A 24,998-nucleotide genomic window follows, 5' to 3' on the forward strand; every position below is an offset into this window, starting at 1 on the left:
CCCCGAAGAAAATATACTAAACATTTGATTTTAAAATTATTAATGTAAAATCATCCCTTAGTTGAAAGTTCTGCATTTTCTCCAATTGTTTATATATGTTATTTACTATTTCCTGTGCTTGTAAATGCATATTCTTTTGGATAAAACCAATGAGTGTTTCCCGTTCTATAAAACCATCATTTGTTCGGCACTCTGTTACTCCATCCGACAACAAAATGATCATATCTCCCGGATTAACTGTTTTTTCATATTGTCGATACCTTGTTTTTTTATCTACCCCAAGCAGTAAACCTTTTGCATCTAAATCGCTAAAATTCCCTGTAGTGGCGTCATAGTAAAACCCCGGCTCATGACCAGCTGAAGCATAGGAAAATTGCTTGTCATGAGGGTCATATAATCCATAGAACATCGTAATAAACATACTTGGATCAACATTGTGCTCTACAACACGATTTAAACTCTCTAGCACACTATTCGGTTCATGCCTATGTTCAGGAAGACTATCCATCGCATATTTAATCATTGACATGCACAAGGCCGCAGGGATCCCTTTCCCTATTACATCCGCAATTCCTACTCCGATGCGCTCATATTCATCCTGAACAAAGTGATAATAATCTCCATTCATTTGCCTAGCAGGGACACTAATCGCCCCAATTTCCAGGCCTTTGATATCCGGTATCTTCGTTTCTAAAAGCGTATGTTGGACATTTGCTGCAATCTCTATCTCCGTTTTTAGTTCCTGCTGTTGATGTCTAAGGCTCTGATGTTCACGATATGCAATACCGTAGCCCATCATGACTTCAAGCAGAAAATCGAAAGAATCCATTACTTTCACTGGTAAATCCGGGTATAATTCGATTAAGTTATTTTTATGCATACTGATAATTTCTTCTGGAGATATATTGTATTTAATATTTAGGCGACTGATTTTTTGACCTTGATAAAGCGCCTGCTCATTTTGGTCTTTAAGATAGGTAGAAAGCGCCTCATAATACTTTTTCTCCATATTCTCTTTAATATCCATAGTCCCCCCTAACGGAGCCATTTGGTTGCGACGATCTTAGTCCCTTCACCTGGTATCGATTCAATATCGAAATCATCCATTAAACGTTTGGCTCCAGGAAGGCCTGCTCCCAGTCCCCCTGAAGTGGTATATCCGTCTTCCATGACCCTGCGGATATCCTCTATTCCCGGCCCCTGGTCCTCTGCAATGATTTTCAACCCTGACTTTCCATTTATATTTAGCTTTTCTATGCTTACACTGCCTTGTCCAGCATATAGATATATATTTCGGGCCAATTCGCTTATAGCTGTTGTGATTCTAGCCTGGTCTATTGTACCGAATCCCAGCTCTTTAGCGACATTTCTTCCGAGCTGCCTTGCAGCTACAATGTCCCATTCATTTATGATTTTTACGCAGGATTGGAACTCCATTCTTTAATCCCCCAGTTCCTGTTGTAATTTCTCCAGGCCTTTCTCTAAATCTAATGCTGTCAGAACATCATCGAGACTTATTCCCAGTTCAATTAATGTTATTGCAACAGCCGGCTGGATTCCTGTAATTACAACCTTGGCCCCCATAAGCTTTGACATACTAAAAACATCACCTAATACCTTTGCGATAAAGGAATCTATAAAATCAATTGATGTAATATCAATGACAACTCCATTCGCGCTTGTTTCGTGTATCTTATGCAGTAAATCCTCTTGAAATTGAAGGGCTGTCATATCATCCAATTCCCACTGTATAGAGACTAACAAGCAGTCATAAAGCTTTAATATCGGAATCCTCATACCTATCCCTCCACCTTTACAATCTTACGGCTCGTTAATTCTAAAGCAACTTCAATTCCTTTTTTCAATGTATTCTTTGTAATCACTTCATTTAAATTAATTCCCAGGTTCACAATAGTTTGGGCGATTTCAGGGCGAATGCCGCAAAGTATGCATTTCGCGCCTACTAATCGGACTGCTTCTGCTGCCTGAATAATATGATGGGCAACCATTGTATCCACAACCGGAACTCCTGTTATATCAATTAGAACGACTTCAGACCTATGCTTAACCACACCAGTCAACAGATTTTCCATTATCTGCTTCGCACGCTCTGTATCAATTGTTCCAATTAGCGGCATAACCGTAATACCTTCCAATACAGGAATAAGTGGCGCCGAGAGTTCTTGCAAGGCTATTTTTTGCAATGAGACAGTTCTTTCCCAAGTTTGGGTATATATATTGACTATTTCATTATTTATTGGAGTGGACCACTTATCTAAATGGTTAACAAGTTCCACTTGATTACCAGGAGTTACAATGCCTTTTTCAACCATTCCATTAATAACAATTAGCGTGAATTTATGAAGTCCTTCATTCACAAAGGTAAGCGGCCATCCTAATTGGACGACTTTCTCAGCAAAATCAGAAAGCTTCAAGGTAAATTCCCTGTTTTTACTATCAACATGCGTGATAATCATATCTATAAATTCACTACTCGTTTGTGTAAACATCCGATCAGAGACAACTTTAATTAATCTTTCGTCCGTACTTTCCTTCATGATATCCATCCACTCAGTTAGGATGTAATCTTGATTTTGCTTAATAAAATCGTAAACCAATTGATTCATAATATCCTCCCATTCTAACACAATTACTATGTTTTCCCGTCCTCGTCACAAGGATGTTATCGAACTGTAATGTAACTCCACCAAGGGTTGTTACCGTTCTTCCCCAATATTTTTGTTTGTTTTATTTAATATTTACAACATACCTTTTTACCCGAAAAAGGAATTTGAAAACATTCTTCAAAGAAAAATTAGGAGGATACTATTTAAAAAATTGTATAAACATTCTATTATTTCGTTAAAATCTTTATTTTTCCTGCTGAAAGTTCCATCCATCATTAAACAATAAAATGAGAGGGACTACCTTAACTGCATTAATTCTTCTTCTTCAAATCCTATTAGAAATAAAAAGATCACAGGAGAATAATACACTGAATCCACAAATGCAAAAAAACACGATTCCCACTAATGCAGGAATCGTGTCATCTAAAATATAGAAAGAATAATTTGTATTATAATAACGCCCGTAATAACGGGAAAACTTTTCTCTAAAACTCAATGAGCCCTAAGCTGATTTGCAAAGCTTCATTGACTTTTTGCATCATAGGTTCGTCAAGATGCGTAATTTTATCAGTTAAACGCTGCTTATCAATTGTCCGGATCTGTTCTAATAAAATAACGGAATCTCGTTCGAATCCGTACTTTTTCGCATTAATCTCAACATGTGTAGGCAATTTCGCTTTTTGAATTTGAGCTGTAATGGCTGCCACAATCACAGTCGGACTAAAGCGATTACCAATATCGTTTTGTAGAATGAGTACCGGACGTGTTCCACCCTGCTCTGAACCGACTACCGGGGAAAGGTCTGCGAAGTATACGTCACCACGCTTAACAACAATCAATGGCTCAGCCTCCGCTAACTAATCGTTCAACGCAATGCCCAGCCTCGAATTCAGCCTGAAAGGCTTCAGAAGCAATCGTTAAATTAATGGCCGCCATTTCAATATAACCGCGTTTCATCGATTCACGAAACTCTTTCTTTTTACGTTCGCGAAGATACATTTTTGTGGCACGATAAATAAATTCACTGCGATTAACATTTTCTTCACTCGCATACCCATCTAACTCAGTTAAAAAATTTTGAGGTAATCGAATTAATATCTCTCTTGTTGCGCTGGATTCAGACACAAACATACACCTCCACCATCACTACACACCTTTATTATATATCCTTTTCAATATTACCATTAAAATGCCTATCTGCAAAGAGTATATTCTATTCTCAATCCTATTATCAGCATAATGAAGGAAATCTTATTCACAATCTTAGGATTTTTTTACAATCCAATTATTCTAAGATAAAGTTGCGCACATGATCTAAAAGATTGTCTTTTATATATATGCGGGGGACCCTCGCACCTATCATACAAGTTACTTCATAATTAATTGTTTCTAGCTTCGCTGCTATCTCATCAACAGAAACCGCTTCATTTCCATTATCTCCAATAAGCGTAACCTCTGTTCCTACAGGGAAAGACTCGGGTAGTTTAATCATGCATTGATCCATGCAAATCCTTCCGACTATTGGCACTCTTCGCCCCTCTACAATAACTTCCTGTCCTTGAAGCTTTCGTATCCAGCCATCGGCATACCCTATTGGCAATGTGGCAATCCATTCATTTCCCTGAGCAGTATAAGTCGCTCCGTAGCTAACACTTTCACCCTTAACTAGTTGCTTTACTGCGACCATCTTCGTTTTCAACGATATGGCTTGTTTTAACGGGAACGGTAAAATAGGAAGCATTTCCATTGAGGGACTTAGACCATACATGGAAATCCCCATTCTTACTGCATTCCATTCAGGATCAGTAAACCTTAAAGATGCTGCGCTATTAGCGGCATGAATATATTCAGGTCGTCTAATTAAGGTTGAAAGCATTCCTTTAAATACCTCAAGTTGTTTTTCATAATAGTCGGTCTTTAGTTCATCTGCTGTAGCAAAATGAGTGAATATCCCTTGAAAGTTGAAACACGCTTCTTGATTAAGTAAGCTCTCCACCTTCGTGAGCTGGTCTTTATCACGAATCCCAATTCTCCCCATACCACTATCCACTTTCACATGAACTTGTAGAATTTGACCTGGTTTAAGATTATCCCTTGCTCTTTCCAACCAGGCTACATCAAAAACCGTCAACGAAATACCCTGTTCAGCAGCAAGTCCTGCACTTTCAGGCCTTGAGGCCCCAAGTACTAGAATCGGCGCTGAAATCCCCTTTTTCCTTAAAGCCAGAGCCTCATCTACAAATGCAACACTTAAAAAGTCAGCCCCTGCTTCAAGCGCAGTTTGAGCCACTTCAAAATCTCCGTGTCCATACGCATTTGCTTTTACAACAGCGAAAAGACTAATGCCGGATGGCAGCCTTTTTTTCATAGAAGTGATATTTTCATAAATATTATCTAAATTTACTTCTGCCCATGTATCTCGGTGAAATATTTTCGTTTCCAAACCAAGTTCCTTCTTTCTTACACTCGCAATAAGATTTCTTCTCAGTATCGAAGTTTGCCTTTTATTATAGACCATTCTATAACCAACGGATAGAAAGTTAAAGTGCTTTTTTACCATGATGCTAATTTTCCATAAATAATAAACCGCTCCAACCGAAAATAATTTAACAGTATAACAAGCCGCTTCCCCGCCTATCCTTCATGGGAGAACCCTTAAAAGGCGACGGGAAACATCAGCTCGTTATGCACTGCTATTTAACAGGGTCTCCCCCAACTGAACGGGCTACTTCTATCATCTCTTCCTGGGTTAAGTCCTTTGATGCAAGCATGTAATCTACACCTTCAAAAGTCCATGCAATCGTATTTCCCGTCATAGCTCCAACTGTATATCCTAAATCAACCGGTTCTCCATTCACATTAGTTGAAACTGACGTCTGTACTACCTCAGCTTTTTCCTGAACCAATGTAAAACTTTTTGTGCCCTCATATGTCAAAATGATACGTTCTCCCTTTTCGGTTGCAATTTCTTTTTCTTCTGTTAAACTCATGCCATTAATAGCTTCAGGATATTTAACCGCAAACCCTTCATCTTGGACTTCTGCCATGACAGGGGCTTCAAGTTGTGCACTTGTCATGTTCTTTTTCATATCAAATGCATCTTTATCAAAATTCGTATTGAATTTCACTTTTGAAAATTCCACAAGGACTAACGCCGTCTTATCAGGGTCCATGACTTTAACACTCACTGGAGATAGGTCTTTTTTATTTATAGTAATCTCTTGAAAAGGTAGCATTTTATTGTTTTGATAGCGTGTTTTTGTCACAAAAACATAGTGTTTATCTGTTTCTTTATAAGTCGCACTCTTATCTTCCGTAATGTCTTTCACTAACGACTCAAACAAATAGGCCTGGCTGCTGTTCTCCGGCCACTCGCTTTGAAATTTAAAGCTTTTATTCAAAGCAGGTGTCAATACATACACACCATCATCATTTTTCAAGATCATCTGACTTTGATCCTTCTCTTCATTTTTTAGGTTTACGCGATAAAAAGAAGGATCTTTATGCCAGATTTCCACATTATACACTTGAGGCTCCGTCCCCATCTTCAGTGTCATTTTCGCATTGGCTTTATATCCCTTCATTTCTCCAAGCTTGTCATTCAGTTCACTCACTACATCACCTTGTGATTTTTGGCCGCAAGCAGAAAGAGCAAGCAAGAGCATGATCCCTGCAAAAAGCATTAACATCTTCTTCATCTTTTCAACCCCTTTTTGTCATTTGAACGTAAAAGGGAGAGGAAAAGGCAGGATCCGGACATTGGCTCGACTGATGTCTTACATTCCTCAGCATTTTAGCATGGACACTTTTGATCCCGCTAAAATCTTTTCGAGAGCACCTACTCTGCCATGTACCTTTTACCGGGCCTTGTCTCCCTATAGCACTAAATGTATATGAGACAACCTTAAGGATTATGACCCGATAAGACAAACTCAGTTCATCCTTTCAATTACAACTTGAGCTACTGCATAGTCACGGCTATGGCTGATTGAGAGGTGAACCCCCTCCGAAAAAGGCTTTGAAATCAACGGTTTACCTTTTTCATCCGTGATGACTTCTATATCCAGAAAAGACAAGTGTTTACCAATTCCTGTACCGTACGCTTTTGAAAAAGCCTCCTTTGCAGCAAAACGGCCAGCAAAATACTCAATCCTTCTTCTTCCATTTAATCTTTCAAATATCAAAATTTCTCTGTCAGTTAATATGCGGTTCTTAAAACGGGGTTGCCGTTTGATCAATGTTTCCATTCTGTCCAACTCGGTAATGTCCACGCCTATTCCTTTAATCACTTTGACACCTCTTCTATTAATTAATATCTTGCATAGGTATTAGGAGGACCCTTTTACCAAAAAATGATAATATTATATGTAATTGAAATCTTTATGATAAGGAGGAATTTATGTTTACAAGAACTGAAAGTTTTCGTGAATACGCTACTTCCCACCGAGCCGTGACTGTGCTCATTCTTATTATGATGATTGTTTTTGTTCTCGTCCTTTTCCCCATATTTCCCGGCAATGTACTTTTTTATTATGGTACAGGTGTGAACTTATACATTGCTGATGGACAATGGTGGCGCTTGATTACACCAATTTTTCTACATAGCACCTTTTCACATTTACTTTTTAATGGATTCTCACTTGCCATCTTTGGTCCATCACTTGAGAATTTTCTCGGCTCCTTTAAATTCACGATCTTTTTTTTATCGACCGGTATCCTTGCGAACATTGCAACCTTCTTAGTTAAGCCACTAACTTATAGCCACGTTGGCTCAAGCGGTGCAATTTTTGGCTTACTCGGTTTCTTCCTCTACCTTGTGTTGTTTAATAAAAGTAATTTTTCGAACAACGAGAAAAATACGGTTTATACCCTAACTGGCATTGCAATTATTATGACATTTATTCAACCGCAAATAAATGTTGTCGGACACTTATCAGGTCTAGTAACTGGCGTTTTAACAGCTCCTTTATATTGGAGAAAAAAATGGTAGGACAAACAGCCGACTCTTCCTATTTTATCATTGGGAGTCGACTGCTTTTTTTGGTAAAAACCAAGATTTAATTATTTGACAATCTTTTTCTTCTACATCCACTACCATACCGACTTGAGAGCCGACTCCTGATTTAATCGAAGCTGAAATAGTTGCTAGTTCTTTACGTTTTTGAAACCAACTCTTTTTATATGTGATTGATTGAATCCTGTTTCTCTGCATAATCAAAGTCTCTTTAGAAAGAAAACGACTGCATAAAAGCAATAAATCCCCCTCAATACTCCACCCAGCATCTCTATATTGGAGATAAGCCCAAACCAATGCAAACGGAATAAGCAACAGTGAGAGGAACCCCCATGGTCTGAAAAACCATACCATGGCACCGATAATTGGGATGATGTAGATACCTTTTCGAAATACGTATCGGGAATAAGCACGCTTAGGTAGAGATGTCATTTCCATAGCTGTTTGATAAACCGGTAAAATTTCTTGGATTTTGCCATGTAAATGTTTCCTTTTGATCAAAGGGAACAGCATGATGGATAAACTTTCTTTATCTTCCACACTGCCACCTGCATACTCAAGGTAAACTGTCGCCAACCCCAATGGCTTTCGAACCAGATTTTCCATGATTCGAATACCTTGTACTTTATGAATGGGGATAGTCAGCCTCCTTTTCTCAAGCAGCCCCCTAGAAATAACAATTTCCTCATCCGTTTTTACCACGGTAAAAGAAGCATACCTAATAACCATACTTAAGGTAGCTAGCACATAAACGACCAATATACCCAATATAGCTAGCACAGTAAGAATAATAGTGCCCATTCCAATAAACTCTTCATAATCCTTAAATATTCGCTCAAAAGGGATTATCTCATCAAACTGTGAAATAAAAGCGATTCCGCCAGATAAGAATACACCGATTGCTCCCGAAGTAGCTGCCATAATGAATAGTTGTGGCAATGTCTGCTTAAAAACGGAAGTAGCTTTTTCTACTTCTCCATTCCCTTTTATTCCCTCTTCTGAAAAATCCCCTTCAAGAGAGTTATTTGTTTTTTTGTTTTTTTCCTCTATTATTAAAGCGTTAAGTTGTGCGGCTTCACTTTTCCTTATGGCTGATAAAACAGCATCCGCCTGAGTACCGCCTGCAGTTTCAATGTTCACCTTCACCAGACGGAATATCCGCTGGATAATGCCCTCTGAAATATCTATACTATGTATCCGATCGAACTTAATATACCGTTTCTTCCTTACGATTACTCCGGACTCAATTCTAAATTCGCCGTCCTCTATGCGATATGTAAAACGTAACCATTGTATAAATGCGTTAACAATTAGTAAAAGTACTATAATGCCAATGACCAGAGGTTGAATCCAACCTGGTATTCCATCATTCTTCCCTGGAAGAACGACCACTAGTAGAAAAGGAAAAACTAACTCTTTTATCGATTTAATAATGTTGAGCAATACAGCTATGGGGTGAAGCCGTTTAGGTTCAGACATCTTCTTCCTCCACACTGGCCATTTTAGAAATATAGTGCCGTAATTCATCTGCCTCTGTAAGATCCAGAGCAGGTATGACATGCATTGTTGCTGCCGTAGAAATTTCAACAGACGCTAATTCATATTTTCTTAATAAAGGTCCTTGCTTCGTTTCAACATGCTGAACCCTAATCATCGGTATGAGCGTTCTTTTAATGACAAAAATACCACTTTGGATGTCAATCTCTGTATTTCTCACTTCGTAACGCCATCTCTTCCATTTTACCGAAGGAATCAGAAAAATGGTCAGGTAGGATTGGATTATTGAAATAATAATCATTGCCCCAAAAACCCAATAAGTCCAATCAAAAATGATGGTTAACACTAAAATAGCGATGCTCAAAATCCACGTTATTGAACAGCCTATAAGTCCACTGATTTTCCAAACAGTCAACGCCTTATTCGAAATACGATTTTGAGGCTCCATAAGGTTCTCCTCTTCTGCACAGGCTATATTTGAATGAATCTACGTCATCCACCCTTCGCTTTCATCCATTATACTATATTTGGGTGATGGGATTTAAACACTTTCCAAACAATGTTAATAACCAGCCTATTCAATACTGAATTCAACTTAGGAATCCTAAGGAATTAGGGGGATTAGACAAAAAAAATGCCGCTCTAATGAGCGGCATTTCAGAGTGTAGACAAACCCCTTTTCCCAAAGAATTGTTGGAGAAAAAGGGGTTTTTTATCTTTTAATTAGCATATTTAGTTGTAAATTTGAAAGAAGGACACAATATATTGTTGCTAAACTTTTTATAAAAAACAGCTGTCGACTTTGTCGACAGCCTGAAATGCCGCTCTAATGAGCGGCATTTTAAATTCAATTAAATTTTATTCGATTTTTCTCTTTTTTGGCTCGTGCTACGATTACCGTAACCATTTGATTTGCGGTTTGTGCTAGGACGTTTACTTGACCCGCTACCGTAATCTTTTCTGCCAGAAGAACTACGTCCATTACGTTGTCTGTTATTAGAAGAACTGCTTCCACCGCGGTTACGACGCATTGGGGATGGAGACTCTTCCGTTAACTTGATTGGCGTTTGATCCGGTTCTTTTGTCATTGATTTAAGCATAGCTGCAACTAAATCTGCTGCGCCGTGTTTTTGTAATAACTCTTCAGCTTGACCAAGGTATAATGATAAATCATCATTCTCAATTGCTGAAAGAATTTTTTCTGTTACTGCTTTTTGTTGGCCTTCCAACGCTTCAGTTAATGTAGGAGTTTTAAGTTTCTCCATACGTTTTTTCGTTGTATGTTCAACCGCATGCAGTTGGCCTCTTTCTCTTGGTGTTACAAACGTAATCGCAATACCATGTTTGCCCGCACGTCCTGTACGTCCAATACGGTGAACGTAGCTTTCTGGATCTTGAGGGATATCAAAGTTGTATACATGAGTTACGCCGGAAATATCAAGTCCACGTGCAGCCACATCTGTCGCTACAAGTACATCAATATTACCTTCTTTAAATTTTTTCAATACTGACAGACGTTTCGCTTGGCTAAGGTCACCATGAATACCTTCAGCCATATAGCCACGGATATTCAATGCAGAAGCCAATTCATCTACACGGCGTTTTGTACGTCCGAAGACAATAGCAAGATCCGGTGTTTGAATATCAAAAAGACGCGCTAGTGTATCGAATTTTTCACTTTCTTTTAGCTCCAAGTAATACTGTTCGATACGATCTACAGTCATTTCTTTAGCTTTTACACGCACAAGAACTGGTTCTTGCATGAATCTTTCAGCAATTTTACGGATTGGGTCAGGCATAGTAGCTGAGAAGAGCAATGTTTGTCTTTCGTCCGGAACCGTTGAAAGGATTGATTCGATATCCTCAATGAATCCCATGTTAAGCATTTCATCTGCTTCATCAAGAACTACAGTGTGAACTCCGCCTAATTTAATATTTTTACGTTTGATATGGTCCAAAAGACGACCTGGTGTACCAACGATAATATGTGGTTTTTTCTTTAAAGCACGGATTTGACGGTCGATATCTTGTCCACCGTAAACCGCTAATACACGAGCGCGTTTTCCATAACCAAGTTTGAAAAGTTCTTCAGAAACTTGAATCGCAAGCTCACGTGTAGGTGCAATAACAATTCCTTGCACATTTTCATTGGCAATATCGATATTTTCCATCAATGGAATACCGAACGCTGCTGTTTTACCTGTTCCTGTTTGCGCTTGACCAATAATGTCTTTACCTTCAAGTGCTAGTGGAATCGTTTGGGCTTGAATCGGGCTTGCTTCTTCAAATCCCATTTTTTCTATTGATTTCATAGACGTTCTATCTAATCCTAATTCGCTAAACAATGTCAATGTTTTCGTACTCCTTTTTATATCGTAAATTTACACGTGCATTCATAGATCATGCACAGATGTTTAGTTCAAATCCTCATCATCATGACGGATGTTCTACTTTATCTCTTATGAAAAAGTTTATCATTATCACCTAAAAGTATGTCTGCCTTTTAGTTCAAATGAACTCAATATGATTTTTTAAAAAGGAAATATACCAGCACGAACATTTCACTGGCATTCTTAGCATCGCGCACGTGTAGACTTATTTTTAACATACGCCCATCTTTTTAAAAGTACATGTAACCAAAATTAAATTCAATATGGAAAATTAAAAGTAGCATAAACGGCTGTTTCACCGTTTTATTCAGGTGAGGGCTGCTGCACCTATTATTCCACAGACTTAAAAGACTGTATGAATAAAACTTGACGAGCGCCAAGATTCTTATACAAAACAGGCCCGGTGCGTTGAGGATTTGCAGAAGTGGAAAAGCGCTAAACGCGGCTTGATTCCCTATTAGCTACTAAAGCCGCCAAGAAATGCAGCTTTTATATATGACCAGACGCGCGGCCTATTTAATCTAAAATAATCTCAAAAATGAACCTCATGAAACATGTAAGAACAAACAATTTTGTTGCCTCAACCTGATTTAATTTAATTAATCATCAATGATAAGACATTTAAACTCATACTTTATATTACCATTTTCAAACTGTTATTGCAATAAAGGATATCACTGCATCCATGGTTACTCAAAAGTTTCGAGTATTCAAGAAAAGCTAAAATGAAAATCCCCATAGAAAAATGTGCGGCCGAGATACGTTTATTAACTAATATATTGTATTCATACAACATTGAAACTGTTTAATGTTTGGTTTCAAAAAAATCCTGTCACACTTGTCCATTAGATTTGTCTAAAACTCTCCTCAAATTAGGGGAACTTAGACGTATCTACATTTAGGCTAGAAAACTGCTTCCTTTACAATTGACCAAACTTACACTAGATAAATCAAATTAATGGTATTTTATATTTTTTTGGAACTTGGAATCTTGCCTATAACACCTCACAGTATGTTGAATTCTCAAAATAAACGTTATATCTCCATATAATGTTTTGGGTCAATATAGTTCCAACATTCTTTTTCAATGCTGCTTAACATAAGTAAAAGGGCAAAATATAAAGGCGCACGAGTCAAAATACATTCAGAGAACCGCTGAATTCTTTCTCTTTTTTCAGTAAATTCTTCCTTAAATATAAAATACCCATTTAATTAGAAACCCACTCACCCTTATTCCATTCTTCCTTTTCTCGCAACAAGACTTTATACCCGTAATTCTTTATAGTTTAACGTGTTTATAAATAAGTGGAAGTCGGATAATTCTAAAAAAATAATTAATTTTCACTTAAAATAGATATTAAACTTGTCGAAATGCAGTATGATTGACCTATTAAAAAGATACTAGGGGGGTTACATGAACATATACACATTAGATATTCCTTTGTGCAAGGACTTTAGTCTTATGTTAGAGACATTTAGTAAAAAAGTCATTTTTTTAGAAGACCCACTCAATCAAAGGCATCTATTCCATGCCCCAACGGACTTATTGCAATCATTATTTATATTACCTTTACACATTTCAAAAGATTGTTGGCAGCAAACTTCCATGTTTGCCTTAGCAGAATCTCTTGAGATTCCTATTTTATTTATTTACAAACGATCCAGAAGAATGGAAAATCCTCAGGTGTTACCGAAAAAGACCTTTTATGAAATCATAGCAGTTCCAGCCAATTCTGTGGAAATTAAGATAAAATTCAAATCCCTCCAAAACATCAGCATGCAGTTGTACTCAGCAAAAATGAATGAACAGGAACTTGAAAAAATTAACAAGAAATCAAAAAAGAGTCTGCACATTGCAAGGAACTTTCAACAATTAGGTTTACCACTGTCGATCCAGAAGAAAGATATAGAGATCCATGGGCTTTTCCAACCTTCAAGTGAGCTGTCCGGAGATTTATTTTACTGGATGGAGGTTGACGACGGAAAGTACGGATTCATAATCATCGATGTTTGCGGAAAAGGCATTCACACCGCACTTATAAGCATGTCCATCCGCACTTTAATGCCAGACCTTATTAAACGTGTAAAAGACCCTATTTTCATTACAAAGGAACTGAATAAACATATGGGGCAACTATTTCAAGATATGCAGAAGGTAAGTGTGAATAACTCTTACTTTACAGCCTTCATTGGTTACGTGAATACAAGGACACGGCTCATCGAATATGTGAACTGTGGACACCCTCCAGCCTTTATGTATTCCCCATGCACCAATGAAATCCACAATTTAAGTGAAGGGTCGATACCTATAGGCCTTATTCCTGATATGCCTATTAAAAAAGTGGTATTTCAATATAATGCCGGGAGCCGTTTCATCACCTATACAGATGGACTTTCTGAGTCATTCAATCGCCCTGCCGTTAACCGGTTTGAAAATATTGAGAGGGAGTTTATTGATAACGTCCATCTTGATACGCATGACCTTCTGCAGAAGTTACTGGTTTCAAGGATGAAGCATTCAGAAATAAATGATGACATCTGTATTATTGCTGGTACGCTTTTTTGAATGTGATAGAAAAAAGCCGATTTCAAAAAAATCGGCTTTTTTTACTCTAGATTTTACTTTTGTAAAGCTTGAACAACTTCCTCTAACTTCATACCTCTCGATGCTTTAACAAGAATTATATCATTGGCCTGGGTAGACTTCTTAAGCTCTTCAATTAGCTGCTGCTTATCTTGAAAAGACCGAACCTTCTCAGCTGAAAAGGTTTTGCTCGCTCCTTTGGCAATGAAGTTGGCTAGCGGACCATACGTAAAGATTCTATCAATACGATCACCAGAAATTAGTTCACCGATTTTCAAGTGAAAGTCTTTTTCCTGTCTCCCTAGCTCCAACATATCTCCCAGTACTAGGATTTTATTTTCAAAACCAGATAAGCCTTCAATCAACTCGACCGCAGCTTTAACAGAAGTTGGACTGGCATTATACGCATCATTGATGATTTTCTGTCCCTTCGCACCCTCAACCATTTCCATTCTCATATTAGTTAACCGGATAGTTGACAGACCTTTTTGAATCGATGAAACATCTACTTGCAATTCCTTCGCAGCCAGTATAGCTGCCAATGCATTAAGAACATTATGATGCCCTAGAACTGGAATCTCATAGTTAATTTCCTGTTTATCATTTGTGATTGTAAACGAGGTGTTGTCTGTCCCTTGCGTAATCGTCTTTGGAAATAAATCATTTTGTTCAGTACGTCCAAAAGATACTACCCTTAATTCAGGAAATTCGGTTTTAATCCGGTTACAGAGCAAAGGTTCATCACCATGGTAAATCAGTGTTCCGTCTTCTGCCAATCCTTCAACAATTTCTAGCTTTGCATTGGCAATCTCTTCACGTGAACCTAAATCCAATAAGTGTGATTCACCGATGTTGGTAATAACAGCTACATCAGGTCTTGCCATTTTGGATAAAAACTCGATTTCACCACGGCTACTCATCCCCATTTCCAAAACAGCCACTTCCGTATCCTCATCCATAGAAAGCACCGTCAGCGGCAGACCAAGATGATTATTGAAGTTACCATTGGTTTTATGAACTTTATAGGTGGTAGCTAGCAGGGCAGCCGTCATATCTTTTGTAGTTGTTTTACCATTGCTTCCCGTTATCCCAATGACTTTAATATTCAATTGCTGACGATAAGAGCGCGCTAATTGCTGGAGTGCTATTTCGGTATCTTCGACAATGATAATCGGTAAATCTTGGGGAGGATTCGGAATATCTCGTTGCCAAAAAGAAGCCGCCGCTCCTTGCGCTAATGCCTGCTTGACATATTGATGGCCATCAACCTGCTCACCCTTTAACGGAATGAACAAACATCCTTCCTTAACTGTTCTTGAATCAATAGTTACTCCATGAATTCCTTTGGACTGAAATGGAATAATATCATTCAATCCACCTACCATTTCATATACTTGTTTTAACGTTCTCTTTATCATTTCGTTCCTCCTACATTCATCGAACCGTTAACCGCTCTCTCTTTTTCCATTAAACAAACTAAGCAGAAACCGGTATGATACCCCGACTCCTGCTGAATTGAATCCATTACATAAATCACCTTTGATGGATTATTATAATTACTAATAAATTCTCTGACGTTTAAACTGTATATTTGATTTTCTGTTTTTCTTCATGACGTTCCAAGGCAAGCTTCACAAGTGTTTCAATTAACGCTGGATAGTCAATGCCTGTGTGCTTCCACAATAACGGGAACATACTGAATGGAGTAAATCCTGGCATTGTATTAACTTCATTAATATAGATTTTTCCTTCTTTCGTTAAAAAGAAATCAGCTCGAACCAGTCCAGAACAGTCTAATGACTTGAAGGCCGTTATAGCCATTTCAGATAAAGCTGCATATTCACTTTCCTTTATCTCCGCTGGAATGACCATCGCTGAATTACCGTCAACATATTTTGCTGAATAATCATAGAAGGCAAAGTCTTTCTTAGGAATAATTTCTCCTGCTACTGAACAAGAGGGGTCATCATTACCAAGAATACCAAACTCAACTTCACGAGCAATGACTCCTTCTTCGATGATTATCTTCCGGTCAAATTGAAATGCTTCTGCAACTGCTTTTTCTAATTCGTCTGCATCATTACATTTGCTGATACCGACACTTGAACCTAAATTAGCCGGTTTAACGAAGCATGGGTACCCTAACTCTTCTGCCACCTTATTAATGGAGCTTTCAGTATTTTTCTCCCACTCAGAGCGGATAAACCAAGTGTATTTCACTTGCGGAAGACCAGCCTGAGCAAAAATATTTTTCATGATTACCTTATCCATTCCAGCAGATGAAGCTAGAACTCCATTCCCTACATAAGGAAGATTCAATAGCTCAAGCATCCCTTGTACGGTTCCATCTTCCCCATTCGGTCCGTGAAGTAGTGGGAAAATGACATCATATCCCGTAGATCCACTATTTTCATCCGTTGAATGAGCTTGTAGAGCAAGAGGAGAGATCGATCTTTCAGTTGTAAAAGTTAGAGCCTCCACACTCTCAGCAGGTCCTGTTAACTTCGGTCCATTTATCCAAGAACCATCTTTTGTTATGTAAATCGGATATATATCAAACTTTGCTAAATCGAGAGCTTTAATGACCGCTAAAGCCGTCTGCATTGAAACATCATGCTCCGCAGATTTCCCACCATAAAGCAAACCAAGTTTAGTTTTCATGAGTTATTACCCTCCAATATTCTATTAACCTTGTTCATTGTATCATTTTACACTAAAACGGATAAAGTGAAACTTCTATCGTTGGTGGTTTTCCAATGATGGTTAGTTAAACCAATCGGGCATTTACAGGCTGTTGACCCGAAATTCCCCCTTTTTTATTACCTTTACAGCCTGTTGATGCGGGGAAAAGTGAAACTTCTATCATTGGTGGTTTTCCAATGATTACCTTAGTATAATCACAGGCTAAATTCGCCACGTCCTGTGGCAACTCCTGTGTTAGCACATCTTGTGCGTCGGAACCAATCGGGCATTTACAGGCTGTTGACCCAAATTTTTTCCTTTTTTATTACCTTTACAGCCTGTTGATGCGTGGAAAAGTGAAACTTCTATCATTGGTGGTTTTCCAATGATAAAATAGACCATTAATTACTTTATGCATGGGATAGTAAGTTTTACACCTAAAAACCTCATATATATCAAGGGTAAAAATTCCTTCTATGTAACCCCAGGCAACTTTCGAGGTATTATGAGAATGAGTTGCTTTTTATAACACTCTCCCATACTTTTTCCTTTCGATGAAAGGTGATAAAGACATCCGGTTCTTTTATTTTTCTATCAGAAAAGTCGTCATACATCTCATCCATGTTTAAATAATCCCCCACAACCCATGCCGGAACCTCAATCTTAGTCCTTGAGTACTTAACATGCCTGAATGAAAAAACGAGACCCTCTGCCAGAATAGGGGCCAAGGCAGTAATGATATCTACAGGAATAGCCGTTAATTCTTTTTTCTTTCTGATCCTCAACCAATTTCTTTCCACTTTTAATGGCTCCAGCTTCAATGGAATTAGACTCCCTAACATATTATAATATGTCGAAAGAGAACGAAAATAAATTTTATTAAACCAGCCGTCATCCTGAGCAAGATACACGAACTGATTATTCAGTTTACGAAAAAAAGGAGGCTCCAAATGATTTTTCGTATGCCCTAAATATAAAAGTTCCGATATTTCCCTCCCCTCTAATTCATCTAATCCGTCTGCCTCTTCAAAATCGATCCAACAGAAATCCCCATACCCTTGAACATTCTCTTTAAGGAGTTTAGAAATATCTTCAGATGATACGCTTTCAAGCAGAACATTCAAATTATATTCCCCACCATCGAATTGATGTTTCAATAATAAGATGGAATTCAAGGTATATGGCAGTGAGAAGGCAAACTCTTGAAAAGTAAGACCGTTAAAAAGGACAAACCGTTCGGAAGCCTGCATATGCATATATAAAATATCATTACTTTCATTTTTCATAACCTTATCCCCTCCGACCCTTTCAATCATTAGTGTTATTTTATCAAACTTTTTGGATTTCACGAAGGTTATATAATTAAGAATGTAAATCCACACCTGCATTTTATGACATTATAGTGAAAGATATATGCCTTTATTTCTTACCATGTAAAAAGTTCAGCCATTAATTTAAATAAGATAGATCCAAGCTCGACAAAAATAAATATCCATATTATAGTAAAAATAAAGGTTTGGAGGAATGACGATGGATAAAATTGAAAAAGGTTTTATCATTAATTCTTTTCATGAAGCCACTCCCCTTTATGCCGATGCAACGAAAAAGATAGGCCTGTGGCAATCTGAAAAGTATGCATTCGAGAAATATTTTTCCCAAGATGACAAAATCCTTGATATCGGTTGTGGTACAGGAAGAACCACCTTTTCCTTATATAAACAAGGTTTCCACAAAATAACCGGGTTCGACTTAACTCCTGCCATGCTACAAGAAGCCCGGAAAATATCACGCGAAGAAAACCTAGATATACCTTTTATCCTTGGCGACGCCACAGACCTTCCTTTCAATAACTCATCATTCGATAAAGCAATCTTCACCTTTAATGGTTTAATGCAAATCCCTCAACGAAAAAACCGCATTCTAGCTTTAAAAGAAATTAACCGTGTTTTAGTATCTGATGGAATTTTCATTTTTACCACCCATGACCGTGACAAAAATGAAAATTACCTGAATTTTTGGGAGCAGGAAGAAATGATTTGGTGTGAAGGTAAACAGGATGACCGGCTATATGAGTTTGGTGATATTTTCACTTCTGGAAAGACCCTACAAAAAGATACCTTTCTTCATATACCTAATCAGCGGGAGGTCTTTGACTGTCTCAATGAAGCAGGTTTTACTTTCCTAGAAAGTTTTTACCGAAGTGAATTATTCCATGAAAGCGATGATGTCATCACTTTCTCATCAGATTGCCGCTTCTGGATTGTTCAAAAATAAGAATTAGTTTTTCAAAATTCACAAAAAAAAACCAGAGTGACATATCACTCTGGTCAGACTGTAGACAAACTCGATGAAAATCGAGTTTGTCTACAGTTTTTTTGAGGGGTTGTAAAAATTCGACGTTGATTTCCACTCCAGGCACTCGCTTTCCGCGGGCGGTCAGGGAGCCTCCTCGGCGCCTTTGCGCCTGTGGGGTCTCCCTTGGACACGCATTTCCCGCAGGAGTCTCGCACCTTCCGTTCCAATCAACTTTGTTTTAACAATTAGATATAACCACTTTTGCCTACAGTCCTTTTTGTTTTAATATAGAAGTATTAAAACTTGAGGTGATGACGATGCTTTCGAAACATAATTCTATTCAGCGAGATCAACTTGAAATGATTACTTTGGATCAACTGGTGCCAGCGAACCATTTGGTTCGTAAAATTGAGGGGGCCATTGACTTCACTTTCATTTATGACTTGGTGAAAGATATGTATTCAGAGATAGGGCGCCCAAGTATTGATCCAGTTATTTTAGTTAAATTGACATTCATTCAATATACCTTCGGTATTCGTTCGATGCGTAAAACGATTGAAGAAGTTGAAACGAATATGGCTTACCGTTGGTTTTTAGGTTACGGTTTCCATGATAAAGTACCTCACTTCTCAACGTTCGGGAAAAATTATGAGCGTCGCTTTAAAGATACAGACCTGTTTGAACGGATTTTTTATCGTATCTTAATGACAGCTTCAGAAAGAAAGTTAATAAGTGCAGAGCACGTATTCGTTGATTCAACACATGTGAAAGCCAGTGCGAATAAGCGAAAATTCGAAAAGAAAATCGTTCGTAAGGAAACACGAGCATATCAAGGACGCCTTCAAGAAGAAATAAATCAAGATCGTGAAAACAATGGAAAGAAGCCTTTTCCACCGGATAAATTTGATAAAGAAGAAACCAAAGAAATTAAAGAAAGTACAACTGACCCTGAGAGTGGCTACTATGTAAAAGATGAACGAACAAAACAGTTTGCCTATTCATTTCATGCGGCTGCGGACCGCAACGGTTTTGTGCTGGGGACGATTGTAACACCGGGAAATACGCATGATAGTCATATCTTAGAGCCTCTTGTTGAACAAGTGATTGAGAAAGTTGGAAAACCTGAAGCTGTTGCCGCAGATGCAGACTTACAAAACACCAGCCATTACAAGCTACCTTTTTGGGAAAGAAATCACACCAGCTTTACCCTATACACGTCCACGAACAAAAGAAGGGTTCTTTCGCAAGCATGACTATGTTTACGATGAACATTTTGATTGTTATCTCTGCCCATCGGGCGAGATTTTAAAGTACTCAACAACAAATAAAGAGGGCTATCGCGAGTACAAATCACCCAAACACACTTGTGCGACATGCTCATTTTTATCACAGTGTACAGTAAGCAAAGACAATCAAAAAGTGGTGACACGCCATATCTGGCAAAATTATATGGAAGAAGCAGATCATCTGCGTCATCACAAGGATGTAAAACCTATATATGCGAAACGTAAAGAAACAATAGAGCGTGTATTCGCAGATGCAAAAGAAAAGCATGGTATGCGTTGGACTACTTTAAGGGGACTTAAAAAATTGTCGATGCAGGCGATGCTTACTTTCGCTGCCATGAATTTAAAGAAGATAGCCAATTGGACATGGCAAGGTCCAAGAATGGCTTAATAAAGTGGGCTCGTAGAGGCCCAATCTCTTATTCTTGAGCAAAATTCAAAGGGAATTTCAAAAGGGGTCCGGAATTAAAACATTCCGAACCCCTTTTGTCTACAAACTGACCAGAGTGACATATCACTCTGGTTTTTTTATATTAAGAAACTTGTTCTAGTTTTTCATTATTGGCAGGAGGGTTGAATTGACCTTCCCATTTTGAGATAACGATTGCTGCAAGTGAATTACCAATAACGTTTACTACTGTACGGCCCATATCAAGAATACGGTCAATACCAGCAATAAATGCTAAACCTTCAATTGGAATACCAACTGTTCCTAATGTCGCTAAAAGAACTACGAAAGATACACCAGGTACACCTGCAATCCCCTTAGATGTGATCATTAACACTAACATTAGTGTAATTTGTTCATAAGCGCTTAAATCAATCCCATACATTTGAGCGATGAAGATAGCTGCTAACGCTTGATATAATGTAGAACCATCAAGGTTAAAAGAGTATCCTGTCGGAATAACAAACGTAGCAATATGCTTCGGACATCCCGCTTTCTCCATTTTTTCCATGATTCTCGGAAGAACTGCCTCTGAACTTGCTGTCGAGAACGCAAGAATTAATTCCTCTTTTAGAAGCTTAATCAACGTAAAGATATTGAACCCTACAAATTTTGCAATAAGACCCAGAACGACAATTACAAAGAAAATCATTGTTCCGTATACAGAAAGCGCTAACTTACCTAATGGAATTAAAGATTCCAAACCGAACTTGGAGATGGTCACACCGATTAGTGCAAATACCCCGATAGGAGCAAATTTCATGACCATATTAGTTAAGTAGAACATTCCTTCTGCTGCACCTTGGAAGAAACGGAATACAGGTTTACCTTTTTCACCGATAGCCGCAATACTAAGTCCAAACAAAACAGAGAAGAAAATGATTGCTAGCATATCGCCTTCTACCATAGCTTTAATTGGATTGGATGGCACAATGTGAACAATTGTATCCACAAAAGATTCATGCTGCTTAGTTTCTGCTGTATCAACATAGGTAGAAATATCAGTTTGTTCTAGATTGTTCATATTTACACCAGCACCAGGCTGGATAATATTCGCGGAAACTAGACCAACAGCAATCGCTATCATTGTTACCACCACAAAGTATGAAAGTGATTTAGCTCCTAGTTTACCTACTGCTTTTAAATCACCTACACCCGCAACTGCAACGATAAGACTTGACACAATGATTGGTACTACAATCATTTTAATCATTCGTAGGAAAATGTCTCCGAATGGTTGTAAAAAGTTTTGGGCTGTCGCATTACCATAAAAAATGGCACCAACAATAATCCCTAGAATTAAACCAATAAAAATTTGGCTAGCTAAACTTAATTTAAATTTCTTCATTTACTTTCCTCACCTTCCATAAAGTCTTTAAAGCAAAAACATTTTGTCTCGGTAAGGGAAACAAGATACTAATAGAAAGAAAGTAATTTTTCTTTTATTGAAAAACTCTATCTTTACGCCGAAAAAAAAGACACTTCATGTGTCGATTTCCTATAGGCGTGAATATTCACACATGTTCCCTTAAAGACGCTGACGAGGTTAGCTGTCGGGTTAGGAATTGGAAACACAAAAGCCCTTTCATTTCTGAATTCACCCCTAGCGAAAAAAATCCGCAAAAATGGGTCCCCCGTTCTTGTAATAAGATTAAGCGAATACTTAATAATAAAATATTATACTAAAAATGTTATTCTGTAAATATTTTTTCTTGTCCCTTTAAGAAAAAACCTTTGCAAATGTCTGAATATTCTGTATTAGTGACTATTTTACCTATAATAACACATTCTCTATTTTGCTTAATTTTGTTATATGGATATATAAATAACAATAAAACTGATTGATATATCCCCTCTCTCGAATAATGAAAAAATGGATTATTTTTCTAACATACCCAGTAATATATACCTCACCTTTTCCCGAGTGGTGAATTTTTTATAACTAGCAGATTTCACCTTCTCAAACTGAATTGGAGTAACAAAATAAGAATGATTTTTCACAATCCTATTCGGTTCTATTAGAATAACATCACCTACCGCCGGTCCCTTTATGAGTTCTTGCTTTCCTTCTGCTTTAAGCCCTTTTGTAATATAGTGTTTATCCACATAGCCTTTTTTAGTCAATTTGTAGACATGCGGCTGTTTTTTATGATGTACTGCCTCTACAGGGATAGAGGGTACACCCGCTTTCTCATTGGTTATTACAGTAAGATTGACTTTTGACCCTACCAACAAAGGTTTAGTTTCTTCATCTCCTGGCTCAATCAATGCCTGAAATGGAAATCTGTTATCTTTTTTTAGTGATGGCTCCTCTTCTGGATAAGAATGTATACGACCTATTGTTCCGTTCAACGCCTTTTTTAAATCAGGGGAACTTGCCTTTATAGTCATGCCCACTTCAGCTTTTTTCATCTCCTCTTCAGAGAAATCCCCTTCAATTGCCACATTTGTTGAAACAATGGATATAATGGGATTATTCAGGTTTTTATTGATATTTTTTACAACACCATCAGCCTCACTCGCCGTCTCAACCGCGACTTTTTGCTCCTCAATTGAACTTAATTGAGCATCCAGCATAACAACCTTTTCTTCCAAGCGGTTTTTTTCAAGTTCCAGCTTGTACATTTCTTGCTCAATATTACTTTCAATCAAGTCTGAAGAGGTAGTTGTTATATCAATATTTAAGCTCTTTTCTATCGAATTATCGATTACTGCTTTATTAGAATTACTTGTCAAACTTCCTTGATAAGCTTTCAACTTATCAATGTAATCATTAATCCCCACCATTTCACCCTCAGCGGCAGTTTTTTCCGCTTCTAGATTTCCTTTGAGAGCATCAAGTTCGGGTGTAGTATATTCAAACAACGAAGATCCAGCCGTTACCTCATCTCCCTCTTTTACAAGGAATTTCTGAAAATCATTTTTCTTGGTATCGAAATAGATATCATACTCTTCTACAGGTTTAACTACCCCTTTTGTTTGAATAGTATCCGTAATTGTATCTTTTTTTACCTTTGTCCAGTTTTCGACAAAAACAGTTCGTTCTACTTTGCTTTCTTTCTTTTCAATAAGGTAAAAGTTAACGGTTATTAACGCAGCCGATGCCACTGATACGGCTGCAATTTTCCATTTTTTCATTGTTTTCACCCACCTTATACAAATACGCCCACTTGGATGTACGCTAAAAAGGCTTTAACAAACCACGTGGCCAGATAGAATAGAACAATCATTAAAAGCACCAAATAATTATTCCGTTCTGAAAATTCCTTTAAATAGAAATATTGCAGAGCAATAATCAGAAATTGAAAAATGGTGATTTCACTGAAAAAGTGAATAAAGTAATCACTTCTGAGAAAGTACTGACTGATAACTCCCAATGAAAAAGGATTTGCATCGTTTCCGATATCCATTAATACTAATATAGGGATTAGAAACACCTTTTCTAATAATTGCAAACCAAGAATAATCATTTGAACGATTACTAATTTTATGTATGGGATATCTATAACAATCCAAAAGAATAGAGATGATAAAAATAAGTATATGGTAGGGTAAAATAGACCTGCTATTATATTGCCGCCTACTATCAACAACTTTCCCATTTCAAATTCACTAGAATCCATCTTCATAATTTCTTTGGAAAACGATTCCGATCCAACGCCAAAATATCCTTCCACAGCAAAAACTATGAAACTAAGAAAATATAATAATAGTAATTTCCATCCAAGTCGTGTGACTGCTTCTGCATTTTGCAGCTGATAACGACTCCTATGAGGCTCTAAAATGCCCTTTAACAATCTGACCTGGTACACCATATGTGTTCCTCCTGCAATAAATGAAATATCACTCTATATTTTATCTTATTTTGGAAACAATTGCAGAAATAAGGAATGAATAAAACAAAAAAAACACATTAATATTAAATAATACTTTGTCTCCCTAATTTGAAGTTAATATAGAAAGATGATGCATAAAGACGTTGATTCGCATTGGCGATTTGCTATAATTCCCTCCATACTTATCTACCTCAAGCGGCACTTTTGTTTCAATACAGATGCCCCGCCTTCACATTCTTCAACCCTGACTGAGTTAGGATTTTCAGATTAGGAAAGCTTGAATTTGAGTCGATGGCACGCCAAAAAAACCAGCGCCTAGACTGACCATGGGGAAATGCA

At 37.6% G+C, this 24,998-nt stretch carries 21 protein-coding genes, 1 pseudogene and 1 riboswitch; of the genes and pseudogenes, 4 read left to right on the forward strand and 18 right to left on the reverse strand.

Annotated elements, in window-relative coordinates; all coding sequences use genetic code 11:
• Window positions 1-16: 16 nt before the first annotated feature.
• The 9 genes from JFU50_RS08440 to acpS all read right to left on the reverse strand — a co-directional run bounded on the left by JFU50_RS08440 (window position 17) and on the right by acpS (window position 6,916).
• Window positions 17-1,027, reverse strand: coding sequence for a PP2C family protein-serine/threonine phosphatase (locus tag JFU50_RS08440; RefSeq protein WP_201222387.1), 1,011 nt, complete (start codon window positions 1,025-1,027; stop codon window positions 17-19).
• A gap of 8 nt (window positions 1,028-1,035) precedes the next feature.
• Complete coding sequence (locus JFU50_RS08445; RefSeq protein ID WP_053348280.1) at window positions 1,036-1,437, reverse strand: anti-sigma regulatory factor; 402 nt, start codon at window positions 1,435-1,437, stop codon at window positions 1,036-1,038.
• Window positions 1,438-1,440: 3 nt separating this feature from the next.
• Window positions 1,441-1,797, reverse strand: coding sequence for an STAS domain-containing protein (locus JFU50_RS08450; protein WP_034306376.1), 357 nt, complete (start codon window positions 1,795-1,797; stop codon window positions 1,441-1,443).
• 2 nt (window positions 1,798-1,799) lie between these two features.
• Window positions 1,800-2,627: an RsbT co-antagonist protein RsbRA gene (locus tag JFU50_RS08455; RefSeq protein WP_053348281.1), complete on the reverse strand. Its 828-nt coding sequence runs from the start codon at window positions 2,625-2,627 to the stop codon at window positions 1,800-1,802.
• 485 nt (window positions 2,628-3,112) lie between these two features.
• Window positions 3,113-3,463 carry a type II toxin-antitoxin system PemK/MazF family toxin gene (locus JFU50_RS08460; RefSeq protein WP_034306610.1) on the reverse strand — a complete coding sequence of 117 codons (351 nt, stop codon included), beginning with the start codon at window positions 3,461-3,463 and terminating at the stop codon, window positions 3,113-3,115.
• Window positions 3,464-3,470: 7 nt separating this feature from the next.
• A complete protein-coding gene (locus JFU50_RS08465; protein WP_034306380.1) occupies window positions 3,471-3,752 on the reverse strand; it encodes a CopG family ribbon-helix-helix protein in 282 nt (93 codons plus the stop codon).
• 160 nt (window positions 3,753-3,912) lie between these two features.
• Entirely contained in the window at window positions 3,913-5,187 is a 1,275-nt protein-coding gene (gene alr, locus JFU50_RS08470) for an alanine racemase (RefSeq protein ID WP_242489037.1), read from the reverse strand.
• A gap of 133 nt (window positions 5,188-5,320) precedes the next feature.
• The gene (locus tag JFU50_RS08475) at window positions 5,321-6,325 is read right to left on the reverse strand and encodes a LolA family protein (RefSeq protein ID WP_201222389.1); all 1,005 of its coding nucleotides are present in this window, start codon (window positions 6,323-6,325) and stop codon (window positions 5,321-5,323) included.
• 234 nt (window positions 6,326-6,559) lie between these two features.
• Window positions 6,560-6,916, reverse strand: a complete 357-nt coding sequence (gene acpS / locus JFU50_RS08480) for a holo-ACP synthase (protein ID WP_201222390.1) — start codon at window positions 6,914-6,916, stop codon at window positions 6,560-6,562.
• Between the two features lie 110 nt (window positions 6,917-7,026).
• On the opposite strand from acpS, the gene JFU50_RS08485 reads away from it, so the two are divergent.
• The gene (locus tag JFU50_RS08485) at window positions 7,027-7,617 is read left to right on the forward strand and encodes a rhomboid family intramembrane serine protease (RefSeq protein ID WP_201188331.1); all 591 of its coding nucleotides are present in this window, start codon (window positions 7,027-7,029) and stop codon (window positions 7,615-7,617) included.
• A gap of 27 nt (window positions 7,618-7,644) precedes the next feature.
• On the opposite strand, the gene JFU50_RS08490 is transcribed toward JFU50_RS08485, so the two are convergent.
• The 3 genes from JFU50_RS08490 to JFU50_RS08500 all read right to left on the reverse strand — a co-directional run bounded on the left by JFU50_RS08490 (window position 7,645) and on the right by JFU50_RS08500 (window position 11,489).
• Window positions 7,645-9,120: a PH domain-containing protein gene (locus JFU50_RS08490; RefSeq protein WP_201222396.1), complete on the reverse strand. Its 1,476-nt coding sequence runs from the start codon at window positions 9,118-9,120 to the stop codon at window positions 7,645-7,647.
• Window positions 9,113-9,586, reverse strand: a complete 474-nt coding sequence (locus JFU50_RS08495) for a PH domain-containing protein (RefSeq protein WP_056526348.1) — start codon at window positions 9,584-9,586, stop codon at window positions 9,113-9,115. The genes JFU50_RS08490 and JFU50_RS08495 overlap by 8 nt, the downstream gene beginning before the upstream one ends.
• 403 nt (window positions 9,587-9,989) lie before the next feature.
• Window positions 9,990-11,489: a DEAD/DEAH box helicase gene (locus JFU50_RS08500; RefSeq protein WP_201222399.1), complete on the reverse strand. Its 1,500-nt coding sequence runs from the start codon at window positions 11,487-11,489 to the stop codon at window positions 9,990-9,992.
• 1,453 nt (window positions 11,490-12,942) lie between these two features.
• Here JFU50_RS08500 and JFU50_RS08505 point away from each other — a divergent pair.
• Entirely contained in the window at window positions 12,943-14,094 is a 1,152-nt protein-coding gene (locus tag JFU50_RS08505; RefSeq protein ID WP_201222401.1) for a PP2C family protein-serine/threonine phosphatase, read from the forward strand.
• A gap of 53 nt (window positions 14,095-14,147) precedes the next feature.
• Here JFU50_RS08505 and JFU50_RS08510 read toward each other — a convergent pair whose 3' ends face one another.
• The 3 genes from JFU50_RS08510 to JFU50_RS08520 all read right to left on the reverse strand — a co-directional run bounded on the left by JFU50_RS08510 (window position 14,148) and on the right by JFU50_RS08520 (window position 18,080).
• A complete protein-coding gene (locus tag JFU50_RS08510; protein ID WP_201188323.1) occupies window positions 14,148-15,530 on the reverse strand; it encodes a UDP-N-acetylmuramoyl-tripeptide--D-alanyl-D-alanine ligase in 1,383 nt (460 codons plus the stop codon).
• Between the two features lie 160 nt (window positions 15,531-15,690).
• A complete protein-coding gene (locus JFU50_RS08515) occupies window positions 15,691-16,773 on the reverse strand; it encodes a D-alanine--D-alanine ligase (RefSeq protein ID WP_056526341.1) in 1,083 nt (360 codons plus the stop codon).
• Between the two features lie 524 nt (window positions 16,774-17,297).
• Window positions 17,298-18,080 carry a hypothetical protein gene (locus JFU50_RS08520; protein ID WP_201188321.1) on the reverse strand — a complete coding sequence of 261 codons (783 nt, stop codon included), beginning with the start codon at window positions 18,078-18,080 and terminating at the stop codon, window positions 17,298-17,300.
• 244 nt (window positions 18,081-18,324) lie between these two features.
• On the opposite strand from JFU50_RS08520, the gene JFU50_RS08525 reads away from it, so the two are divergent.
• Both JFU50_RS08525 and JFU50_RS08530 read left to right on the forward strand, forming a co-directional pair.
• Window positions 18,325-19,068 carry a class I SAM-dependent methyltransferase gene (locus tag JFU50_RS08525; protein WP_201222403.1) on the forward strand — a complete coding sequence of 248 codons (744 nt, stop codon included), beginning with the start codon at window positions 18,325-18,327 and terminating at the stop codon, window positions 19,066-19,068.
• A gap of 338 nt (window positions 19,069-19,406) precedes the next feature.
• A pseudogene (locus JFU50_RS08530) lies at window positions 19,407-20,766 on the forward strand (IS1182 family transposase).
• A gap of 142 nt (window positions 20,767-20,908) precedes the next feature.
• On the opposite strand, the gene JFU50_RS08535 reads toward JFU50_RS08530, so the two are convergent.
• From JFU50_RS08535 to JFU50_RS08545, 3 genes are all read right to left on the reverse strand, one after another.
• On the reverse strand, window positions 20,909-22,171 hold the full coding sequence (locus JFU50_RS08535) for a cation:dicarboxylate symporter family transporter (protein WP_201188317.1): 1,263 nt from the start codon (window positions 22,169-22,171) through the stop codon (window positions 20,909-20,911).
• A gap of 172 nt (window positions 22,172-22,343) precedes the next feature.
• Window positions 22,344-22,491, reverse strand: a riboswitch (cyclic di-AMP (ydaO/yuaA leader).
• Window positions 22,492-22,701: 210 nt separating this feature from the next.
• Window positions 22,702-23,961: an efflux RND transporter periplasmic adaptor subunit gene (locus tag JFU50_RS08540; RefSeq protein WP_201222405.1), complete on the reverse strand. Its 1,260-nt coding sequence runs from the start codon at window positions 23,959-23,961 to the stop codon at window positions 22,702-22,704.
• 14 nt (window positions 23,962-23,975) lie between these two features.
• The gene (locus JFU50_RS08545; protein ID WP_201222407.1) at window positions 23,976-24,638 is read right to left on the reverse strand and encodes a hypothetical protein; all 663 of its coding nucleotides are present in this window, start codon (window positions 24,636-24,638) and stop codon (window positions 23,976-23,978) included.
• Window positions 24,639-24,998: the final 360 nt, after the last annotated feature.

It is taken from the genome of Peribacillus sp. TH14, from assembly GCF_016651145.1.
Classification (GTDB): domain Bacteria; phylum Bacillota; class Bacilli; order Bacillales; family DSM-1321; genus Peribacillus; species Peribacillus butanolivorans.